This is a genomic window from Bradyrhizobium japonicum USDA 6 (genome assembly GCF_000284375.1).
GTDB classification, from domain to species: Bacteria; Pseudomonadota; Alphaproteobacteria; order Rhizobiales; family Xanthobacteraceae; genus Bradyrhizobium; species Bradyrhizobium japonicum.
This window is the reverse complement of the sequence record NC_017249.1, coordinates 4,398,974-4,416,661: the sequence shown is the minus strand read 5'-3', so window position 1 is coordinate 4,416,661 and position 17,688 is coordinate 4,398,974. Positions and strand designations below refer to the sequence as shown.

At 58.3% G+C, this 17,688-nt stretch carries 25 protein-coding genes; 7 read left to right on the top strand and 18 right to left on the bottom strand.

From position 1 onward, the window contains the following. Window positions 1–124 precede the first annotated feature (124 nt). Together BJ6T_RS20745 and BJ6T_RS20740 are read right to left on the bottom strand one after the other, a co-directional pair. Entirely contained in the window at window positions 125–562 is a 438-nt protein-coding gene (locus BJ6T_RS20745) for a YybH family protein (RefSeq protein ID WP_014494436.1), read from the bottom strand. A gap of 572 nt (window positions 563–1,134) precedes the next feature. Further along, a complete protein-coding gene (locus BJ6T_RS20740) occupies window positions 1,135–2,697 on the bottom strand; it encodes a winged helix-turn-helix domain-containing protein (protein WP_014494435.1) in 1,563 nt (520 codons plus the stop codon). Between the two features lie 778 nt (window positions 2,698–3,475). Between BJ6T_RS20740 and BJ6T_RS20735 the strand changes: the two genes are divergently transcribed. Both BJ6T_RS20735 and BJ6T_RS20730 read left to right on the top strand, forming a co-directional pair. Further along, window positions 3,476–3,946, top strand: a complete 471-nt coding sequence (locus BJ6T_RS20735) for a hypothetical protein (RefSeq protein ID WP_014494434.1) — start codon at window positions 3,476–3,478, stop codon at window positions 3,944–3,946. Then, window positions 3,943–4,212 carry a hypothetical protein gene (locus BJ6T_RS20730; RefSeq protein ID WP_014494433.1) on the top strand — a complete coding sequence of 90 codons (270 nt, stop codon included), beginning with the start codon at window positions 3,943–3,945 and terminating at the stop codon, window positions 4,210–4,212. Before BJ6T_RS20735 ends, BJ6T_RS20730 begins: the two co-directional genes overlap by 4 nt. 9 nt (window positions 4,213–4,221) lie before the next feature. On the opposite strand, the gene BJ6T_RS20725 is transcribed toward BJ6T_RS20730, so the two are convergent. From BJ6T_RS20725 to BJ6T_RS20710, 5 genes are all read right to left on the bottom strand, one after another. Continuing rightward, the gene (locus BJ6T_RS20725; protein ID WP_014494432.1) at window positions 4,222–4,452 is read right to left on the bottom strand and encodes a DUF6894 family protein; all 231 of its coding nucleotides are present in this window, start codon (window positions 4,450–4,452) and stop codon (window positions 4,222–4,224) included. Between the two features lie 48 nt (window positions 4,453–4,500). Then, a complete protein-coding gene (locus BJ6T_RS48480; protein ID WP_014494431.1) occupies window positions 4,501–4,701 on the bottom strand; it encodes a hypothetical protein in 201 nt (66 codons plus the stop codon). Between the two features lie 353 nt (window positions 4,702–5,054). Beyond that, window positions 5,055–5,303 carry a hypothetical protein gene (locus tag BJ6T_RS20720; protein WP_014494430.1) on the bottom strand — a complete coding sequence of 83 codons (249 nt, stop codon included), beginning with the start codon at window positions 5,301–5,303 and terminating at the stop codon, window positions 5,055–5,057. A 372-nt stretch (window positions 5,304–5,675) separates the two neighbouring features. After that, window positions 5,676–5,918, bottom strand: a complete 243-nt coding sequence (locus BJ6T_RS20715) for a DUF6894 family protein (protein ID WP_014494428.1) — start codon at window positions 5,916–5,918, stop codon at window positions 5,676–5,678. A 576-nt stretch (window positions 5,919–6,494) separates the two neighbouring features. Continuing rightward, window positions 6,495–6,698: a CsbD family protein gene (locus BJ6T_RS20710; RefSeq protein WP_014494427.1), complete on the bottom strand. Its 204-nt coding sequence runs from the start codon at window positions 6,696–6,698 to the stop codon at window positions 6,495–6,497. 129 nt (window positions 6,699–6,827) lie between these two features. Here BJ6T_RS20710 and BJ6T_RS20705 point away from each other — a divergent pair, with 129 nt between their 5' ends. Then, the gene (locus tag BJ6T_RS20705) at window positions 6,828–7,244 is read left to right on the top strand and encodes a PRC-barrel domain-containing protein (protein ID WP_014494426.1); all 417 of its coding nucleotides are present in this window, start codon (window positions 6,828–6,830) and stop codon (window positions 7,242–7,244) included. A gap of 519 nt (window positions 7,245–7,763) precedes the next feature. Here the strand turns inward: BJ6T_RS20705 and BJ6T_RS20695 are convergent. The 9 genes from BJ6T_RS20695 to BJ6T_RS47330 all read right to left on the bottom strand — a co-directional run bounded on the left by BJ6T_RS20695 (window position 7,764) and on the right by BJ6T_RS47330 (window position 13,230). Further along, window positions 7,764–7,961, bottom strand: a complete 198-nt coding sequence (locus tag BJ6T_RS20695) for a hypothetical protein (RefSeq protein ID WP_014494425.1) — start codon at window positions 7,959–7,961, stop codon at window positions 7,764–7,766. 1,180 nt (window positions 7,962–9,141) lie between these two features. Next, the gene (locus BJ6T_RS20685; RefSeq protein ID WP_014494423.1) at window positions 9,142–9,390 is read right to left on the bottom strand and encodes a DUF6894 family protein; all 249 of its coding nucleotides are present in this window, start codon (window positions 9,388–9,390) and stop codon (window positions 9,142–9,144) included. A 607-nt stretch (window positions 9,391–9,997) separates the two neighbouring features. Next, window positions 9,998–10,360, bottom strand: a complete 363-nt coding sequence (locus BJ6T_RS43735; protein WP_014494422.1) for a response regulator — start codon at window positions 10,358–10,360, stop codon at window positions 9,998–10,000. 8 nt (window positions 10,361–10,368) lie between these two features. Next, entirely contained in the window at window positions 10,369–10,770 is a 402-nt protein-coding gene (locus BJ6T_RS20680; protein ID WP_014494421.1) for a response regulator, read from the bottom strand. 92 nt (window positions 10,771–10,862) lie between these two features. Then, window positions 10,863–11,246 (bottom strand): hypothetical protein, encoded by a 384-nt coding sequence (locus tag BJ6T_RS20675; protein ID WP_014494420.1) that lies wholly within the window; start codon window positions 11,244–11,246, stop codon window positions 10,863–10,865. A gap of 51 nt (window positions 11,247–11,297) precedes the next feature. Continuing rightward, window positions 11,298–11,543: a hypothetical protein gene (locus BJ6T_RS20670; RefSeq protein WP_014494419.1), complete on the bottom strand. Its 246-nt coding sequence runs from the start codon at window positions 11,541–11,543 to the stop codon at window positions 11,298–11,300. A gap of 38 nt (window positions 11,544–11,581) precedes the next feature. Then, a complete protein-coding gene (locus tag BJ6T_RS20665) occupies window positions 11,582–11,788 on the bottom strand; it encodes a hypothetical protein (RefSeq protein WP_014494418.1) in 207 nt (68 codons plus the stop codon). A 387-nt stretch (window positions 11,789–12,175) separates the two neighbouring features. Next, entirely contained in the window at window positions 12,176–12,562 is a 387-nt protein-coding gene (locus BJ6T_RS20660; protein ID WP_014494417.1) for a DUF1236 domain-containing protein, read from the bottom strand. Window positions 12,563–12,999: 437 nt separating this feature from the next. After that, complete coding sequence (locus BJ6T_RS47330; protein ID WP_028170169.1) at window positions 13,000–13,230, bottom strand: hypothetical protein; 231 nt, start codon at window positions 13,228–13,230, stop codon at window positions 13,000–13,002. Between the two features lie 235 nt (window positions 13,231–13,465). Here BJ6T_RS47330 and BJ6T_RS48475 point away from each other — a divergent pair, with 235 nt between their 5' ends. Next, on the top strand, window positions 13,466–13,807 hold the full coding sequence (locus BJ6T_RS48475) for a hypothetical protein (RefSeq protein ID WP_225894826.1): 342 nt from the start codon (window positions 13,466–13,468) through the stop codon (window positions 13,805–13,807). Between the two features lie 869 nt (window positions 13,808–14,676). Here the strand turns inward: BJ6T_RS48475 and BJ6T_RS20645 are convergent. Beyond that, on the bottom strand, window positions 14,677–14,898 hold the full coding sequence (locus BJ6T_RS20645; protein ID WP_141378549.1) for a hypothetical protein: 222 nt from the start codon (window positions 14,896–14,898) through the stop codon (window positions 14,677–14,679). Between the two features lie 465 nt (window positions 14,899–15,363). Next, a complete protein-coding gene (locus BJ6T_RS20640; RefSeq protein WP_014494414.1) occupies window positions 15,364–15,588 on the bottom strand; it encodes a hypothetical protein in 225 nt (74 codons plus the stop codon). Between the two features lie 116 nt (window positions 15,589–15,704). Between BJ6T_RS20640 and BJ6T_RS20635 the strand changes: the two genes are divergently transcribed. The 3 genes from BJ6T_RS20635 (at window position 15,705) to hspD (ending at window position 17,620) form a co-directional block, all read left to right on the top strand. Further along, window positions 15,705–16,055: a hypothetical protein gene (locus BJ6T_RS20635; protein ID WP_014494413.1), complete on the top strand. Its 351-nt coding sequence runs from the start codon at window positions 15,705–15,707 to the stop codon at window positions 16,053–16,055. A 3-nt stretch (window positions 16,056–16,058) separates the two neighbouring features. Then, on the top strand, window positions 16,059–16,979 hold the full coding sequence (gene ligD / locus BJ6T_RS20630; protein ID WP_014494412.1) for a non-homologous end-joining DNA ligase: 921 nt from the start codon (window positions 16,059–16,061) through the stop codon (window positions 16,977–16,979). 182 nt (window positions 16,980–17,161) lie between these two features. Then, complete coding sequence (hspD, locus tag BJ6T_RS20625) at window positions 17,162–17,620, top strand: small heat shock protein HspD (RefSeq protein ID WP_014494411.1); 459 nt, start codon at window positions 17,162–17,164, stop codon at window positions 17,618–17,620. Window positions 17,621–17,688 lie beyond the last annotated feature (68 nt).

Genomic DNA, 17,688 nt, shown 5'->3' with positions numbered 1-17,688 from the left:
GCACTCCTGCCCGCCAGCTTCTGCTACCGACCCAACCCGGAGATCTCTTGCACCGGCGGCAAGTAGCCGTTTTGGGTGTCCGGTAAGGCCGCCGCCTCACCGGACGGATTAAGCCTCGACCGCTTTAGTTGAATGTTTGCAGCCTCAATTTGAGCGATCCGTCGGCTTGGCGTTCGAAGACGTGCGTCGCTAAACCACTGAAGGGAGACGGCTTGCCCTCCTTGTCCTTACCCGTAGCGCTCCACTTGGCTGTGCCGAACACAATTTTGTCGTCTCCGCCGGCGTCGATCATCTCCAACTTATGACCCGTCACACCGTTGGTAAAGAGTCCGGCAAAGAACTTCTCGATCTCAGCCGGACCCGACGCGACCTGATGTGTTGGCGGCATCAATTTTGCCGTTGCGACATAGGAGGCGCCGATGGCTTTCTCGTCCTGCTTGTTGAATGCGGCATCCCAAGCGGCGTAAGCCTTCTCCACGTCCTCTTTGGCGTCCGCGGCCAACGAAACTCCCGGCGCGCCGAGCAGACAAATGATTAGTGCTGATGTTTGAGCCAACTTCATAGGATACTCCTCTATTGCATAATGCCTTTCCCGATTTCTCAGATAATCAATCCGATCGTCTGCCGCGGCTGCGCTCCCGCCAGCATGCCGACACCGTCGCCGGTCGCGCTGCAGCCGGCCATTCGTTCATTAGGAAGGAGGCGCAGGCGGCGCTAACTTCAACTGCGCCATTCACCTCGGGAGTCCACATCGCGCGCCATGACACCGCTAATGCAGCCGGTCACACATGCGCCGAACTTCAACCACCATGACCAGTTCTGCGAAGGCACATTCATCATGATTGGTTGGTAGGACTCCACCCAATAGTTCGCGGAACAGCAATTCCGGGCAATTACGGTCAACGGCGCTGACAAATGGGAGACGCGGCACACCATTGCCCAGGTCGGAAATCCCTGCGTTGGTCACAGTGTAATTCGGCCTTGGCCCTTAGCTATCATCTGTCTCAATCGCCGTATTGTCGGCTTTGGGCTTTGAGCTGACCAAGGTCGGACACCAGCTAGACAGCCGCTTGTGACCCAAAGCCGACGTAGGTCAGGAACGCGCTGAAGTCGACTTCTGACCCGAAGCGCTCATCATCCTTCCGGCACGCCAGCGAGGCGCCAGCCTTCACACAAGCGCTGCACCCCGGCAAGGTAAATTGGATTGTCGCTTTGTTGAGCTGCGAGCAAGCGACGAATGGTGAAACCTGAGTTGAGCGCAAGTCCCGTTCTCGCAGCAGTTCGCGCCTCATCGAGCGCGCCGGTCAAGGCCAAGGCAGCGGCGAGCGATATATGAGCGAGATGAAAGTTACGGTTCGCCTCGGTGCTTCGTCGCAGCCAACTAACGCCTTCGACGTCTGAACCAAGCAGCAGCTTGGCCACGCCCGCAAAACACGCCCACTGGTAGGCGAAAACGTCGCGAGGAGAGAGCCGTAAAGCTTCGAGTATATGGCCTTCGGTCTCGGCAGCGCGACCTATGTAGGATTTTGCGAAACCAAGGGCAGCATGAGCGTGGACCAAATTCGGAGCCAGCGCCAACGCAAGTTCGAACTCACGGATGCCTTGGGCGGCCCGGTTCGTAAAGGTCTGGACCCAACCCCGAGCCATGTGGGCTGAGGCACTGTTCGGCCTAATCGACAATACCTTGTTCACCATCGCCTCGGCCGCCGCAAGCCGCGCGGGCCCATCATCCGTCGTAAAGCTACCCCCAACTACCGTATCAACATTTGCCAGACCAATCATTGCTTCGACGTTGCCGGGATCGAACTCCAGCGAGCGTTCGAAGAAGCCCCGCGCTTGCGTCACGCATTCAAGGCTAATCCCCTTCATCAACCAGGCCCGGCCCTGGAAACACAAGTCCATCGCATCGGGATGCAGCGTACGCTCGGCTCGTCGCGCCTCAGCCTCAATGAGCTGGGCACCTAATGTACCGGCGAGCCTCGATACGATTTCGTCCTGCATATCGAACAGGTCGCCGACAGGCTTCTCGAAGCGCTCGGCCCAAAGATGCTGGCCGCTCTTAGCATCGATCAACTGCACGTTCATCCGGAGTCGCTTGCCGCTGCGTTGCACTGAACCTTCGAGCACGTAGCGAACGTTTAATTCGTGGCCGACCTGCCGTACATCGACTGCTCTACCCTTGTATGAGACGGCGCTGTTCCGTGCGATTACAAATGAACCAGCGATGCGCGACAAGTCCGTGGTCAAGCTCTCGGTTACACCATCCACGAAATAGTCCTGCTCGCGATCACCGCTCAGGTTCGCGAAGGGTAGCACGACGATGGACAGGCGCGGCGGCGCGTCGTCGGTTCGCTCGACTGGGCCCACCGTCTGACTTGCGGGCCTCCGGTCTTCCTGCACTGCACCAACGAAGCGGAAACCTTTGCGCGGCAATGTTTTGATCAACTGCTGTTTCTCGCCCGTGTCGCCGATTGCGCTCCGGGCGGCATTGAGGCGAGTCGTCAGCGCAGCATCCGAGACGATGCGACCCTTCCAAACGGCGTTGATGAGGTCGTCCTTGCTGACGACGCGCTCTCTGTTTCGGATCAGGTATTCGAGCAGATCGAACACTTGGGGTGCGACAACAACCACGTCTGTTGCGCGCTGCAGTTCGCGCCTGTCGGTATCAAATGCGTAATCCTCAAAAAGAAACCGCAAGCTGCATTCCCTCTCCGGGGCCACCCTCGGAAACCATAACAATAAGCTGCCAGTGAGGAAAATGTAAGCGAGCTGTTAGTGCGCCACTAGCGACCAACGCCTTCGTCCTTAGATCCGCGGCCGGACTGGCGTTCCTTATTCCTCTCCTCCCGCTTGTGGCCCTTAGAGGTCGACCCAGCATGTCCGCTAGATGTCCGCTCCTTGGGGGTGAAGCAGACTTGATATCCTCAGGCCGAGTTCTTCCGGGTGTGACCCATAGCGCACTGGTCGCGCCCTTTGCGCAGCGAAGGCGCCAATCGAGATTGCGGAAATCGTTGGCTGACCGCTTTCGCCGCTCGCGGAATCATACGGGATGGCAGACGACCTATCCTTGCGCCGGACCAAAAGAAAAGCCCGGCATCGCTGCAGGGCTTGAGGTCATGAAAAAATTTACGTGATGAAGGCTAGTAGCAATAATTTTTCCCGTTATTCCAATCTCCTTTGATGAAGATGCGTTCGCGGATGACGAACGACAAGAAGGCCGCAATCAGGGTTGAACCTGCACGAATGGCTTGGGCCAACTCGCAATAATTGCGCAAAGATTCATTCCCCGAAAATGGACCAATTGAAAATGCCTAGCGAAGAAAGCGGTAGCGAGGGGTTCAAAACGACCAGAACCGCTGCGCATCGGTACGGCGGCTTCTGGGCAGCCTATTGACCAACCTATTGGGCTCGGCCCAAGACCACGCGCAAGCCCCAGCGACTGGCTCAAGGCTCGGCTAGCCCCTATCCTGTCGCCATGATCAACACCGCCCTCACCCGCCGCCGCGCCGACAATCCGCATGAGGAGACCTGGCATATCTACTTTACCGACGTCCGCATCGGCGCGATCGGCGTGCGCACCGGCGTGCATGTGCACGCCGATCAATGGGGTTGGTCGGTCGGCTTCTATCCCGGCATGGAGCCAAGCACATGGCGGAGTGGCATAGCCGCCACCTTCGAAGCCGCGCGCGAGGCTTTCGAGACCGCTTGGTCGGATCTACAGCCGAACATCACCCACAATGCCTTCGCCGAATGGCGCCAAGACCGCGACTGGCGCGCCGCGATGGCGGCCAAGCGGGCGCGGAGCGAGAAGCTCGACAGCGAGATCCGGAGCACGCGTATGCGCTGCATCTGCGGGACCACATTCGACAGCTGGAGACCGGCGGAGAGCTACCAGCACCGCGCACATATCACCGCCGCGCAGGCGGCCAATGGGACACGCCTATGAAGCACACCGAAGAACGACCCTATGCAGATCCGGAGGCGGCCGCTCGCAAGCTCGTCGAGCTCGCAGCCAGCGTCGAGGCCGTACAGGACGGCCGAATCTATATCGAGAGGATCAACGCGCCCTTCTTGTTCAAGCTGGAGGGCAGTGGCAGCGAGTTCGGCGCCGGGCTCAAACACGCGATCGAGCGCGGTTGGTTGTGGAAGCACGAAAGCGGCACGTATGTGAAGCTGATGCCGTCCGGGGAAGATCTGCTGACTCGCAAATAGGAACCGTCCTTACTGCTTCGTCCTACTTCTGTCGAAAATGAATGCGGCTTGAAACACCCGCTCAACTTCTGTCCTCACTTCCACGGAAACGTCCTGCCGTATGGTGGCAAAGTCCTTTGCCAAGTTCGCAAGCGACCTAGCGGCTTCGACCTCGGCCTCTTGCTGAGTGTCGAATTCCAGACCTTCCTCGTCCGGGTACAAACCAGTGTCGTCCCGGATGTCGAAGTAGTACCGGGTCATAAGCCGCCCTCATTCGAGGGAGAGCATAGAAGAAATGTTCGCGTGTTCCTATTCTGGCGGCTGCAGTCCGGGTGATCTCAACCACTCGCTCAAGTGCGAGCCGGTCTCGGCCTGTCTGGCCTTGCGGAGGAGAGCTTCTCGCTCGAAGCCGGCAGGGAGCTTTTTGGCTAGCTCTCTTAAGCGTGCGGCTTCTTGGGCAAGACGTTCTTCGAGGGACACAGTTTGTTTAAAACGACGGCGTCGCTGCATGACACACCTCGATCTTACGGGTCCTAACCGTTGGGTTTGAGTTGTTGCAGCCTAACGCGCGGGCAGTTCCGTGGTCTGTGCCCTAGTGAACACAAGTTCCACGCGATAACGCGGGAACCTCGGGTCACAATTGAATGTTACTTATCGCGGGCAGCCGGAGGGGAACGCCATGGAAATGGACCTTGCCGAGCGCTTCTTTTTGGGTCTCGCATTCATAGGTGCAAGCTGCCTCTGTGTCGTTTTCTCCGTCTGGATGCTTACTTGAAGTTCTGGCCCGCCAGCGTGAACCGGCCGCCGGACTTGCTTTTCCGCACCCAACGACCAGCAGTAGCCCGCGCTCTCGACGAGCCACCTCACGCCCTGCCGCCTGCCGGATAAGCACGGGTGAACTCTCCTTGGCGCTTGATGCGGTTGTAGCGAAAAGTGCAGCCGTGCGCCCGGGCAAAGACCTCCGCCTCTGCGATCGCGATGGCACGCGTGCCGCCAAACGCACGCTCGATGTAACGGTCCCGAATTATCAATTTCTGGTTCGACCCGACGTCATCCAAAACCGTCGCTAGCTTAAGCAGGAAGTCTTCGCGCGTCTCCATAGGGACAAACATGCAACGGCGAACGCCTGAATGCCAGCAAGGAGCTATGAAAGGCGAAACCTCGCCGCACAAATAGCCCGTCCTCAGTCTTTGGGCGGGAATGGATGGACGACGGCTTTTGCGTCCGTCGCCTGTGCGATCAGGACTGCAATTCCGTCCAGCGTTTGTCGGTCGTTGATTCCGAGCGACAGGCGCCGATACCGGGCGATCTTGTCGTCGTACTGAACGCACTTCTCACACACGGCTTCCGCTTGGCATAGAGGGCGGGAGCATGAAGCACTCTCAGTCACCAATGGGCGCCTCGGACGGGGCGGTGATCTCCGGACCATAAACCAGAACTCGGGTTCCCGACAGAAGGAACACAGCCCGCCAACGGAGGCGGCCTCAATGCCTGCGCCGTTCGACCGCGAATGTGAATTTGAGCTGGAGCACCGGACCGCTCTCGTCCCGGACTTCAATCGACAGCTTTTGGCTATCGCCCCCTAAGGCGCGGACGGCATCTCTGGCCATATCGGCAAGCGAGCGCGCCGCCTCTTCCTGCACCTTCTCTATGGTTGAGAACTCTAGACCTTCCTCATCCGGGAAAATCTCGTCACCCTCTCTGATGTCAAAATAATACCGTCTCATCAGACCATGAACGACGCCAACCTCAAATTGTTTCTTTCGTAAAACAGGCCACGCCCAAATCAAACTAGGCGACTGATGCCGAAAGCAGGCCGGCCACCTACCTCAGCTCGTTCCTCGCGAGAGAAGCCAGTCTGTCCAGTTGGCCAGCCAAACCCACATAAGTTCGGGCGATGTTTTTCAGGACGTCGGCGCGATCTTTGGAAATGCCGCTCGCGCCAGAAAGTCTCTTGTAGAGGTCAGCATGTTCTCGGCACTCAGCAATGTTGATCACTGGCTCTGCCTTCTGTTGCCCGCGTGGAACGTGGGAGCGCCTCCCGCCCTGGCTTGCCTTCTACCATGTTAAGCCCCTTAATCAGCTTCGGACACTGGGTTAAATACGGTTAGTGCCGGCTTGAGTTTTGAAAAGGGACCACAACGGCGGGCGATATTTGAGTCGTCGCTGGCTCGTTGCCTGAGCTGGCGGAGCGTAGCAGCGTCGGCCGAGGCGTAACTCAGTGGATGCGCCTGCGGCCCATCGCACGCGACGGAGGGCAATCCGCCCTCACCTCACCGGACCCGCCTCTTCAAATCAACTGCTCACCAAGTCTGACGTCCGTACCAATCATCGACCTCTTTCTTCGTCTGGTCTTTCTGATAGCCGTATCGCTCCTGAATTTTGCCTTCGAGTTGATCTCGCTTCCCGTCGATCACGTCGAGATCGTCATCAGTGAGCTTTCCCCACTGCTCTTTGATCTTGCCTTTGACCTGCTTCCAGTTTCCCTCGACCTGGTTCCAATCCATGACGCTACCTCCTGCTGATCGGTTTAATCGGTGCAGCATCAACGAATACTAGTGAAGGCCGTTCCTGCGCATCACTAGGAACGAATGCCGAGCGCTTCTGTTTTTTAGGTTCCAGCTAGGGAGGATAACGTGAGAACATTGGCCACCATCACTGCTCTGCTCTTTGCTTCCGCGGCGTTCGCCCAGACTCCTGCTCACACGGCGTCCGAAGCAGCCGCGCCAATCGCCGCTGCGGGAGACTGGAGCGCAGCAAAAATGAAGGGCGTCAACGTTTACAATGAAGCCAACGACAAAGTCGGCGACGTTTATGACATCATCATCGACTCTCAGGGCCGGGTAAGGGGTCTTGTCATCGAGGCAGGCGGCTTTTTGGGAATGGGCACGCATTATGTGCTGGTCGCGATGAACAGCCTAAAATTCGCTAATAAGGCTGGGAAAACGACCGAAGGAATGACGTCCGAGACTGCGCGCGAATGGTTTCCCGACCGAGCCGTTATCAACGTCACGAAAGACCAACTCAAGTCGATGCCAGAGTTCAAGTATTAAGTAACTCTGTCGAAAGGCCTATGGCGACAGTCGCCAGCTCGGCAGTGTGGCTGCTCGCTGCCTAGCGCTACTCCATGATGTTTGCCCGCATCGGGTTCATTCCTTGAACCTTTGCATCGTCGTTCTACACCAATGAGCATCCGAGATTTTTGTCCCTCCACCTCGGGGCTGGTCTGAGCATTGCCGCCGGGACAGCGTATTTTTAGCCGGCGGCGCATTGCCTGGGGAGAAACCGTCGGCGACCTTCAAACGCGCCACCGCCGCCCGAATACCTCGCATTACGAGAAGGGCTTGAAGCATGATGATTTTCCACTTCGGCACAAATCAAATTCCTATGCGCAAAGGCGCAGGGGGCCTGGTAGTGAAGCTGCGTCTCAGCGATGGCGGCCGCGCTCTCCCCGTCCATCGGTGTGAGCTTTGCATGAAGCCAATGAGGCACGTAGGCGATCAAGCCGAAAGCCGGCTGTTCAAGTGCGACGACTGCGCTCTTGTCAGAACGGAGGCATGTCTTGCATGACACTACTTCGGTGGCTGCAAGTCCGGCGATTTCAGCCATTCGTCAATATGGGCGGTGATATCGGCTGCGCGGGCCTTCCTCAAAAGGTCCTCCCGTTCCGTCCCCAGGGGCAACTGCTCTACCCCTTCCCGTGCTTGTCTAGCTTCTTCGATGAGCCGTTCGCCTAACGCTCTATCCTGTTTGAACCGGTCGCGTTTCATTTGAACATCCTCCCGCACACCAACTCTTTCGGGATTTCAACTGTTCAATCCGGGAACATTACATCTGGCGCTCTCTTCTAGCGGAACATCCTCGTTGCGCGTGCCGCCGCAAGCCGGTGCGTGAGGCGGTCCTGGCGTCTCCGTCCTATCCAGCCCTCAAGGCGGTTGGGCCGCTCACGCTCGCAGAGTAGACGCACCGAGGAACAGACTGTCGGTGGAAGGCTTGTGTCTGCGGTGACTGCTTCCCTAACGAGGCAAGAGCCTGTCCGGAGGCCCCAGCATGCCCCGGATGCCAACACGATTTTGGGAGTTTTGCTGGGGGCTGCTCTCCTCTACGTCATTTTTGCCCATTAGCGCGCCCAGGAGCAGATGACCGGACCCGATCAAGCAGCACGGAGGCATCACACGTGGGGACGAAGCAGGAGGAAAGAGGCCGCCAACTGAGGCGCCCCTTACTCGTCTATCTCGCGGAGCTTCTGTTCTAGCCGGTCCATCTCGTCGCGTAAGCTCTTGGCCCGTTCCACGTCCCAGCCAGTCCGCCGCAGCTTTTGGCGGCAGTCCAAAAGCTTCATCGCTAGTTCTACGCGCTCGTTTTGATGGGGCACGACAGACATTCCGACGGTCTCCCCTATTGGACCATCGAAAGTCAGATTCGTTCAAACTAGGCCACCGCTACTTTCAAACTAGCCCACCGAGGCGTCCTTACCGCATGCCCATGAACAGCGCCGCGACAAACAGTGCGGCGCCAAAGGCTGCAATGCCAAGGCAGATGCGTGCGTGAACTGAATACCGATTGAGATGGGGCTGTTCGATCATGGCCCTCACCTCGGCGGCTGCAACCCGGTGACTTGGCCCAATCGTCCAGATGGTTCGCAATGTCGGCTTGACGAGCCTTCCTGATAAGGGCGTCTCGCTCGGGACCAAGTGGAAACACCTGACATGCTGAGAACCTCTTTCGCCCATTCGGCCAATCGATCTTGAAGCGGAAGGTGTTGTTTGAAACGACGCCGCTGGGACATGCCATGCTCCTTTCCCGTTCGAGGAAGGCGGGAGCGCAAGTGGCGTTATCGTCACAGATAAAAGCCAAGTTCCGTTCTGTGATGAGTGGATAATCGTAGGGAGCGGATTTGATTTTCCTTGTCGAATGTTAAGTTTCCAAATTAGCGACCGACAACAGCACCTAATTGGAGTTGATTTCAGCGGTTAGCGTGAGGGTGAGCAAAGTCCGACCTTCATTTGGGAAAGGGCCGTCCGTGACCTTCATCTCCCATGGTATCCCCTTCCACATGTCGGTGGGATGCTCGGAGGTCAGGACAGTACCCGCGTACTTCACTGCTTCAAGTTTCGCTGCTTCGGTATCGGCCACTTCAACGCCGACGTCATCGATCAGCATTTTTCCGTTCAAAATATGGAAGTAATAGCGCGGCATAGGCGGTCCTCCGTTTGGGTGGGGAGCGCAGCGCGTTTCTCAGTCAGGGGGCGCCTTGATCGGTCCCGGTGATAGAGGACAAGAGCAGATACCGGACGGCGTTCCTAATTAGGCCACCGTTTGTTGGCCGCGGGGTTCTGACCGAGCTAGGAACATCGTGGTTTTTGCCAAGTTTTCCCAACGCCCTCGGGCTCGCCGAGGGTTAACCTCTAGGCCCCGGCTCATCCCCCATTTGAGCTGGGGCCCTTTTCTTCCGGGACAAGGGACTCAAGGGGAACGACAAGAGCAGGCGAATATTTGAGTCGTCGCTGGCTTGCTGCCAGAGCTGGCGGAGCGGCCCCGGCCTAACCCCCTTGCCCCCCGGAGCCGGGGCCCTCTCTCCGCCCCAGTAAGCGAATGACCTTCGCGAGTTCATCCGAAAGCTCCGTGAGAAGATGAATTGAAGCGGATTGGCGCCGGGCTCAGATACGCGATCGAGCCGCTGGTTATCGAAGCATGAAAGCGGGACGCCGCCCGGGGAGCAAATAGAAAGGTGCTGGGCGGGGTAGCCCGCCAACTGAGGCGGCCTTGCTTCGCAAAGGGCAACCGCAACGGTTGTCTTGCGCTTTTAAGTTTCTCCGTTCGGCAAAACAGTATCGATTGTGTGCTTGAGCTTATCCAGCGTGCACGGTTTGACTAAGACGGGCGTTCCTTCAAATCCGTGCGGCACGCCGCTGCTGCCGTATCCGCTCAAGAAAAAGAACGGCAGCCCTCGTCTCCTTATTGCTTCGGCAACGGGCCCCACGTTCGTACCATGCAAATTGATGTCGAGGATCGCGAGATCGTATCCTTCAATCTCAGCAATAGATCGCGCATCATCTATATTCCCCACTTCAGCGATGACCCTGTGTCCGAGTTCCTCGACCATCTCGACAAGCATCATTCGAATAAGCGCCTCATCTTCCACAAGGAGTATTGACGCCTGCGTCATGTCTCGCCTCAAGCCTTGCCTAAATCGGCCGCCGAGCGCTCGTTAAGGAGCTGAGAGACCGCCGTTGTAAGCTGCGCGAGGGCAAACGGTTTCTGAAGAATTATGCTGTTGGGAACGCCTTGCGCCGGCCAGTCGTGGGCCGCTGCGCCCGATATGTAGATCACGGGCAAATTGGGATCGGTCTCGCGCGCAGCCCGCGCGACCTCCCAGCCGGCGAGGCTTCCTAACAGATTGATGTCAGTCACTAGAGCGCAGTATGCAACGAGCCGACTCTTGAGCAGAGTTACCGCCTCCTCGCCGCTCTTGGCGCTGGTGGACTCGAAGCCCCCCTCCCTCAATGCATCCTCGACAATGCCTTGGATCGCATCGTCGTCTTCTACCAGAAGAACCGTCGGCAGCACTTCCGTCATAGTTCTCCCCCGAGCACGTGCAAACTGGAGGTTACAAAGTGCACACAAGCCAAAGGTTCCCGGGAAAGTCTGGCACTCTTGAAATCCGGGGTCTAGCTCCTGTCGGAGGATTTTTTGGCCTTGACCTTTTCGCGGATGAAGCTGACCCGCAACTCTTCGCCGTTTACTCGTTCGAGCTGACAGCGACGATAGGCAAGTCCAGTGGACGAAAGCAGAAGAAAGAACTCGTTCAGGGTCAGCCCCTCAATCGAGGTCTCAACTTGAAGTGTCGCTCCGACATTTGAGACCTCCTTAAGCGTGCACGCGCGACGCCACGTGCCATCGATGGCCATCATTTGCGCTGGCAACGGATGCTCGAAGGTGACCCTTCGGTCTTCTTGCTCTTTTTCTGCGGGCATCGGGTAAACAGAAGTGATCCCGCCGTTATATTCCCGATCAACTAAAAGGTAGTAACCGCGGTCGGGAAAAGTTGGCAAATTTTGAAATACGAACAGCGCCCGTGAAGTTGCAAGCAGGCCAGTGCCGCCTTACTTCACCTCCATTGTCTGCTCGTTCCTCGCGAGAGACGCCAGTCTATCCAGTTGGCCAGCCAAACCGACATAGGTTCGGGCGATGTTTCTCAGTGCGGTGGCGCGGTCCTTGGAGATCCCGCTCGCGGAAGAAAGTCTCTTGTAGTGGTCAGAAAGTCTCTTGTAGTGATCCGCATGTTCGCGGCACTCAGCAATGTTGTGGTCGAGGCGGCCGGCCGGCACGATCGAGGGCGAGGAACGCATACGTTACTCCGATATGACAACGGTGTGAGACGGCCCCACTAATCCCGGCGGAAAATCTGGCCCTGCTGGGCCGCGAGCGCGAGCTCAGTCCATTCGCGCGCAAGCTTCAACCAGCCTTCTCGATCGACCTGGTCGAGGCTCCGAGCCGCCTCCTCGCGACAGGCCGTCGCCTCCGTGAAAAATTGCTGAGCGGAGGCGGCCATCTTATCGTAGTGCGACAACTTCCCGGATCGCTTGGTCTTCATCGATGCCTCGGCGCATAACCATGCAACACAGACGGTTCGAAAACCCGTGGAATTGCCACTTGTTCCCGCACCAATAAGTACGGCCGGCGCCTAAGGTCGGACAAAAGCCAGTGCCCATTTTTGGAAGAATGGCCCCAATAGGGACGACGAGCGCGGGCAATTATTTGAGTCGTCGCTGGCTCGCCGGCACCTGCAGCCGGGCCGTCTCTCCGCCATTATCGTACACCCGGCTCGGCGGCCTCGAGCACGAGAAGCCCGCCACAGTTGCCTGGCGGCCTTCTCGCAACGACGATCTCCCAACCGCACCGGCGGTTCGCGCCAATTCGGCAATGACGAACTAAGGCCCCGCGGAGTGACGCTCCGCGGGGCCTTACACGCCTTGACCGATCAGTCGATGATTTTCACGACCCGGCGCGTGCGCGGTTCGACGATGACACGGCGGTCGTTCACGACCGCGTAGCGATACTCGGTGTAGTTCGGCACCGGGCGCAAGACCACGGTCGGGGGCAAGGGCTCGCCGACGACGACGCGCTCGTGGATCACGACGGAGTCGTCGCGCGGGATTCCGCCGAGCACGGCATTCGGAATTTCGAGGCCGGCGCCAACGGCCGCACCGACGGTGCCGCCGACCATCGCGCCGACCGGGCCACCGATTTCGCCACCCGCACGCACGCCGTCCCTAGCGCCCTGTTCGGTCGTCGACTGGGCAAAGGCTGTACTCGACGCCGCCAGCAGCGACACAGCAGCCAATGAAATCGCAAGACGGGTTTTCATGTCCACTCTCTCCAGTGGTTGTTGATGCGCCGTCAACCGCTGGGCCAGAGCATTGTTCCGGTTCCTCCGATGAAAGGCGCGTCTGGAGAATGTTACTGCGTAACAGTTCAAGCCGCGGCGGCGCAGCGTTGCTGTCAGGCATACGTTGCTAAGACGGGTAGCTCTTGATTGGAAAGCCGCAGTATCATGGGCCGGTTGCAAGAAGTTGCGACGAAGAAGGCTATCGCATTATTGCAATCTTTTGCTCGACGGATTCGAAATCCGCGTTTTCTTGAACGACGCGTAGCAAATCGAATACCACTGCGGCAAATCCGAAGAAGGGTGGGTTCGGGTAATTCCTCCCGGCAACTCGTTGTCCGCTCGCGTTACTCTGACGCGGGCTATGTTGAGATCAGGATTGAGCGAACGTCCAGATCAGGGCGCACGTGAAGAGCCGCCTAGCTCTTCTTTGCCTTTTTCTTTTTGGTAGCTTTCTTCTCAAGCCGCACGCCCTTGAATTTCTTTGCGGCCTTCTTGCCCTTCGCGGGCTTCTTGACGCCCATGAATTCGCCGGACGCCTTGTCGCGCTTAGTGAAGGCGGAAGCTCCACCCAATGTCGTCTTCGTCTGCAAACGCTTCTTGACCGCACCTTTGCGAGCGTTGTCGCCGGTGGGCTTCTTGACCGCCATGTTTCCTCCCTGAGGCAACTTAGACTTGCGAATCCTGCCTTGCAGTGCCTTTTCTAACTTCAGGAACGAATCGGTCCGCGTCAAATTGAATCCGGGTTCCGTTGGGTGAGTTGCTTATGCGTCAGTTCCGATGGCTTTTGTCGATCGCCCCGAACAGCGATGAGACTGTCTACTTGGTTGCAGACAACTCCGGCCGCAATGGCAGCGCTAGGTGCAAGCAGACCTGGAGAGCGCGGTGGAGACCGTCATCCAGGATCTGCTGGCCGGAGAATATCGCAAGCCGATCCGGGTAGTCGCCTTCAACACAGCCGAATGCTGGTCGCAAGATGTTTCCGAGGACATCGCCCGAGAGATCCAGCGTCGTTGCAATCTGCACCTGAGCGACGTGCCGTCGTACCTGCAGGAGTTGGTGGATCGCAAGACCTGCAGCAATTCAGCCTGCGCCTCGTGTAGCGTTGGCCTTCCAGCGAAAAAAGCCGGAAGCGCTAGGCGTCAAGGCACCCTCCCGGCTTCATCAAGCCGGCCTTGGCAGCCTCGATCGACCGCGTGCCCTCCGGCGAACGCCCATTCAGTCTGACAGTATCGTCGGAGGAATCGGCGAGCAGTTCGGTAGGCGACGGCTTGCCGAATTCGATCCGCAGGGTCCGGCACAACCCTGATACCAAAAGGCGCGAGGGGCCGTTCGGCGACGATGAGGGATAGACAATCCCTCCACATCGATGACCGCGACTGCCTATTGAGAGAGCTAAAGCGATTAGTCCTTTGATATAGCTCAATGGGGTTGCCGGCGAGCTAGGTTCAAGGCTCTGCCATGAACAAGCCCTCCCAATCCGATAAGCCCGAGCCCAAGCCAACGCGCTTGGAGGACGCTCGCCGGATCATTGAGGAGTACGCTAACGACCTGCGCGAGATAATAAGAAAACTCCGTGAGAAGATGAATTAAAGCCGCCCGCCTTGGCCCACGGTCCGGAGCACAGTGCTTGCTCTTTCCGGCCAGTCGAACGCTAGAACCGCGCTCGTCGCGTTAGCAGCGTGTCCCCACTTGGCCCCAAGCGGTCTTCATGAAGCGTCGGGCTTCTGCGCCGCTGTTGGCGAATAAGCCAACAGCGCGAATGAAGAGGCCGCCAACTGAGGCGGCCTCTTCATTGCCTTCTAACAATCCTGGAATTGAAGATGGCCGTTACTTCGAGAACAGGCCCCATTCCATTGCGGACCTCGACAGCAAAGCGCTGATCCAGAGACCCTGCGATGACTGCTTCACGAGCTGCATCCACGAGTGCGTCAAGCAACCCCACTTAGGAACGCTCTGTCAGTGATCGGCTTGTGTTTGCGGTGACTGTTTCCTTGAGAGACAAGAGCCTGTCCGGAGGCCCCAGCATCATTAAGCCCCCGGCCCGATGCTGGGGCCCAAGCAGCGTGACCAGGCAGCGCTCAACTTTTGATTCTTCAAGTCATGTGCAGGCGCAGCCTGCTGCCTTTTTTACGATTGAGGGCGGGCGGAGCGTCGCCCTTGTTCAGGTTCTCGGCCACAACCTCTGCCGTTGAATGAGAGAGTCCAGTTAAAGGCGTCCCGTCCGGCGTGACTGCAGGCTGATCTATTGAAGTGTCCAGCACTGTGAATCGGCCGTTCTTGGGATGCTCGTACCGAACGACAAAGCGGTCTGCCATGAGGATCGCCCTTCCCTTCATGGTTGTAAACATACATGGGCGAAGGTCGATGACTAACGGGCGGCGCCACCACCGAGGCGGCCTTGCATCATCTTTCGGCGCAACTTCTGATAATTTCGCGGAAGTACTCCTAAATATCCAGAGCGCCTCGTCCCAAGCGCGACGGCTTGGCGTTCGGCAAACGGGCGGTGGCCTAAATCGAAACTAAACGGCTGTTCCGGCATACTTAAAGAAAGGTGATGGAATTGGTGCCGTGCAGTCCAAGAACGAACGCGTTGAGCTGGAAATGCGGATACTCCGCTATCGGCAAATAGCCAGACGTTTTGCGCATGACCCAACAGACCTATGAGCGTATCCAGACGCTCGTTCGGGAACTGGAAGACAAGCTCCGCGAAATCGACGAGTAGGCCGCGTCAGTCGGCGGCCTCGGTGTCCATTAGACGATCAAACCTCGGCCACCGACGTCTAGCGCCCCCGCTTGGCGGATTTCTTGGCTCTTTCGACCCGCACGCCTTTGAATTTCTTGGCAGCTTTCTTCGCCTTTTTCGGTTTCTTCACGGCCATGAACTCGCCGGACGTTCTGTCGCGCTTTGTATATCCGGTAGCTCCGCCAATTGTCGTTTTGGTCTGCGAGCGTTTCTTCACCGCGCCCTTGCGAGCGTTGTCGCCGGTCGGTTTATTGACTGCCATGTTTTCTCCGCTGGTTGCCTCTCGCTATAAAAGCGCAGAGTAACTCGCAGTTCCAACCAGAGGAACAAATCGGCGCGGATCAAATTGAATCCCGGTTCTGTTGCGTGGAGTTGCGTATGCGTCAGTCCCGGTGGACCCCTTCCATCGTCCCGGCCGATGAACCGACCGTGTATCTAGTGGCGGACGACTTCGGGCGCGCAGGCAGCGCCTGGCGCGAAACCGACATGGAATCGGCAGACCTCGAGACGGTCATCCAGGACCTCCTCGCCGGCGAGTATCGACGTCCGATCAAGGTTATTGCCTTCAACACGTCCGAGCGCTGGTCAGAAGACGTTTCCGAGGACGTTGCTCGCGAGATCCAGCATCGGTGCAATCTGCAGCTCACCGACGTTCCTTCGCATCTCCAAGAATTCGTCGATCGCTACGCTGCCCAGGACACCCGGCAGTACAGTTTGCGCCTGGTCTAGATCGTGGCCTTCCAGCGAAAAAAGCCAGAAGCGCTAGGCGTCAAGGCACCCTTCCCCGGCTTCATCGAGCCGGCCCTGGCATCCTCGATCGACCGCGTGCCATCCGGCGAGCGCTGGATTCATGAGATCAAGTTCGACGGATATCGCGTCCAAGTGCATCTCGCCAACGAAGCTGTCACCGTTTTCACCCGCCGCGGGCACGACTGGACCAAACGCTTTAAGAAGGTCGCCGACGACGCATGGCACATTAAGGCGAGCTCGGCGATCATCGACGGCGAGGCCGTGGTGCCGGCCGCCGGCGGCAGCACCGATTTCTCCGTCTTGCAGAACGAGCTAAAGGGCACCTCGACTAAGATCGTGCTCGTCGCCTTCGACCTGCTGTATCTCAACGGCCGGGATCTACGGAAAGTCCCCCTGCTCCAGCGCAAGGCCGCGCTGAAGAAGATCATAGCCGGCAGCGACGTCCAATTTAGCGAAAGCTTCGAGATCGACGGCCGCGAGATGTTCATGCACGCCTGCAAGGTCGGGCTCGAAGGCGTGGTCTCGAAGGTGCGTGACAGCATCTACGCGAGCGGCCGGGGCAACAACTGGGTCAAGAAGACCTGCGCCCAACGCGAGACGCTGACGATTGCCGGCTTCGCGCTCGATGATGGCAAATGGGACGGCATTTATCTCGCGCGGCGCAGGGGCGACGACCTGATCTATGCCGGCAAGGTCGACCACGGCTTCGACAAGGTCTCGGCCGCTGCACTCCAAAAGCGCCTGAAGCCGTTGATCCGACCGACGCAGCCCTACGCCAAGCGCATCGCGCACAGGGGCATCTGGGTCGAACCGAAGCTGCTCGCCGAGATCGAGTACCGGGCCAAGTCGGCCGAAGGAAAAGTGCGACATCCGTTCTTTAAGGGGTTGCGTGAGGACCTATAACGGCGCGGCGATCGGTGGCGAAATTTTTTCCAGCCCCCTCTTGAAACCAAAACCGGCTTTGCTAATTTTTTTGTCGCCATCCAACGATGGCGTCCGGGTGCCTCATGGGCCCGGGCCAAGAGACGGGCACCGGTTGTGTCCGGTGCCGCTCGTAGACATCTTGCTCTCAGGAGGATTTGGCTATGCGCACCTACGATTTTGCACCCCTCTGGCGCTCGACCATTGGCTTCGACCGCCTTTTCGACCTCGCAGAAATGGCTCAGCGGGCCAGCGAGGACAATTATCCACCCTACAACATCGAACGGCTGGCGGACGATCGCTATCAAATCTCGCTCGCGGTCGCCGGGTTTTCGCCCGAGGACATTGGCATCACCGCCGAACAGAATGTGGTGACGGTCGAAGGCAGCAAATCCGACAAGACCGAGCGCGATTTTCTCTATCGCGGCATCTCGACCCGCGGTTTCAAGCGGCAGTTCAACCTGGCCGAATATGTCCAGGTAAAAAGCGCCGCGTTCGACAACGGCTTGCTGACCATCGAGCTTGTTCGCGAGATCCCGGAAGCCATGAAGCCGCGCCGAATTGCCATCGGTGATGCCTCGGCCAGCAACATGCGAAAGCTGGAAGCTAAGGCCGCCGCCTAGCCGCCCAGACGCCATTGGAGCCGCGCGACAAATCGTGCGGCTCCATCCATTGTCAATGAAAAGGAGAG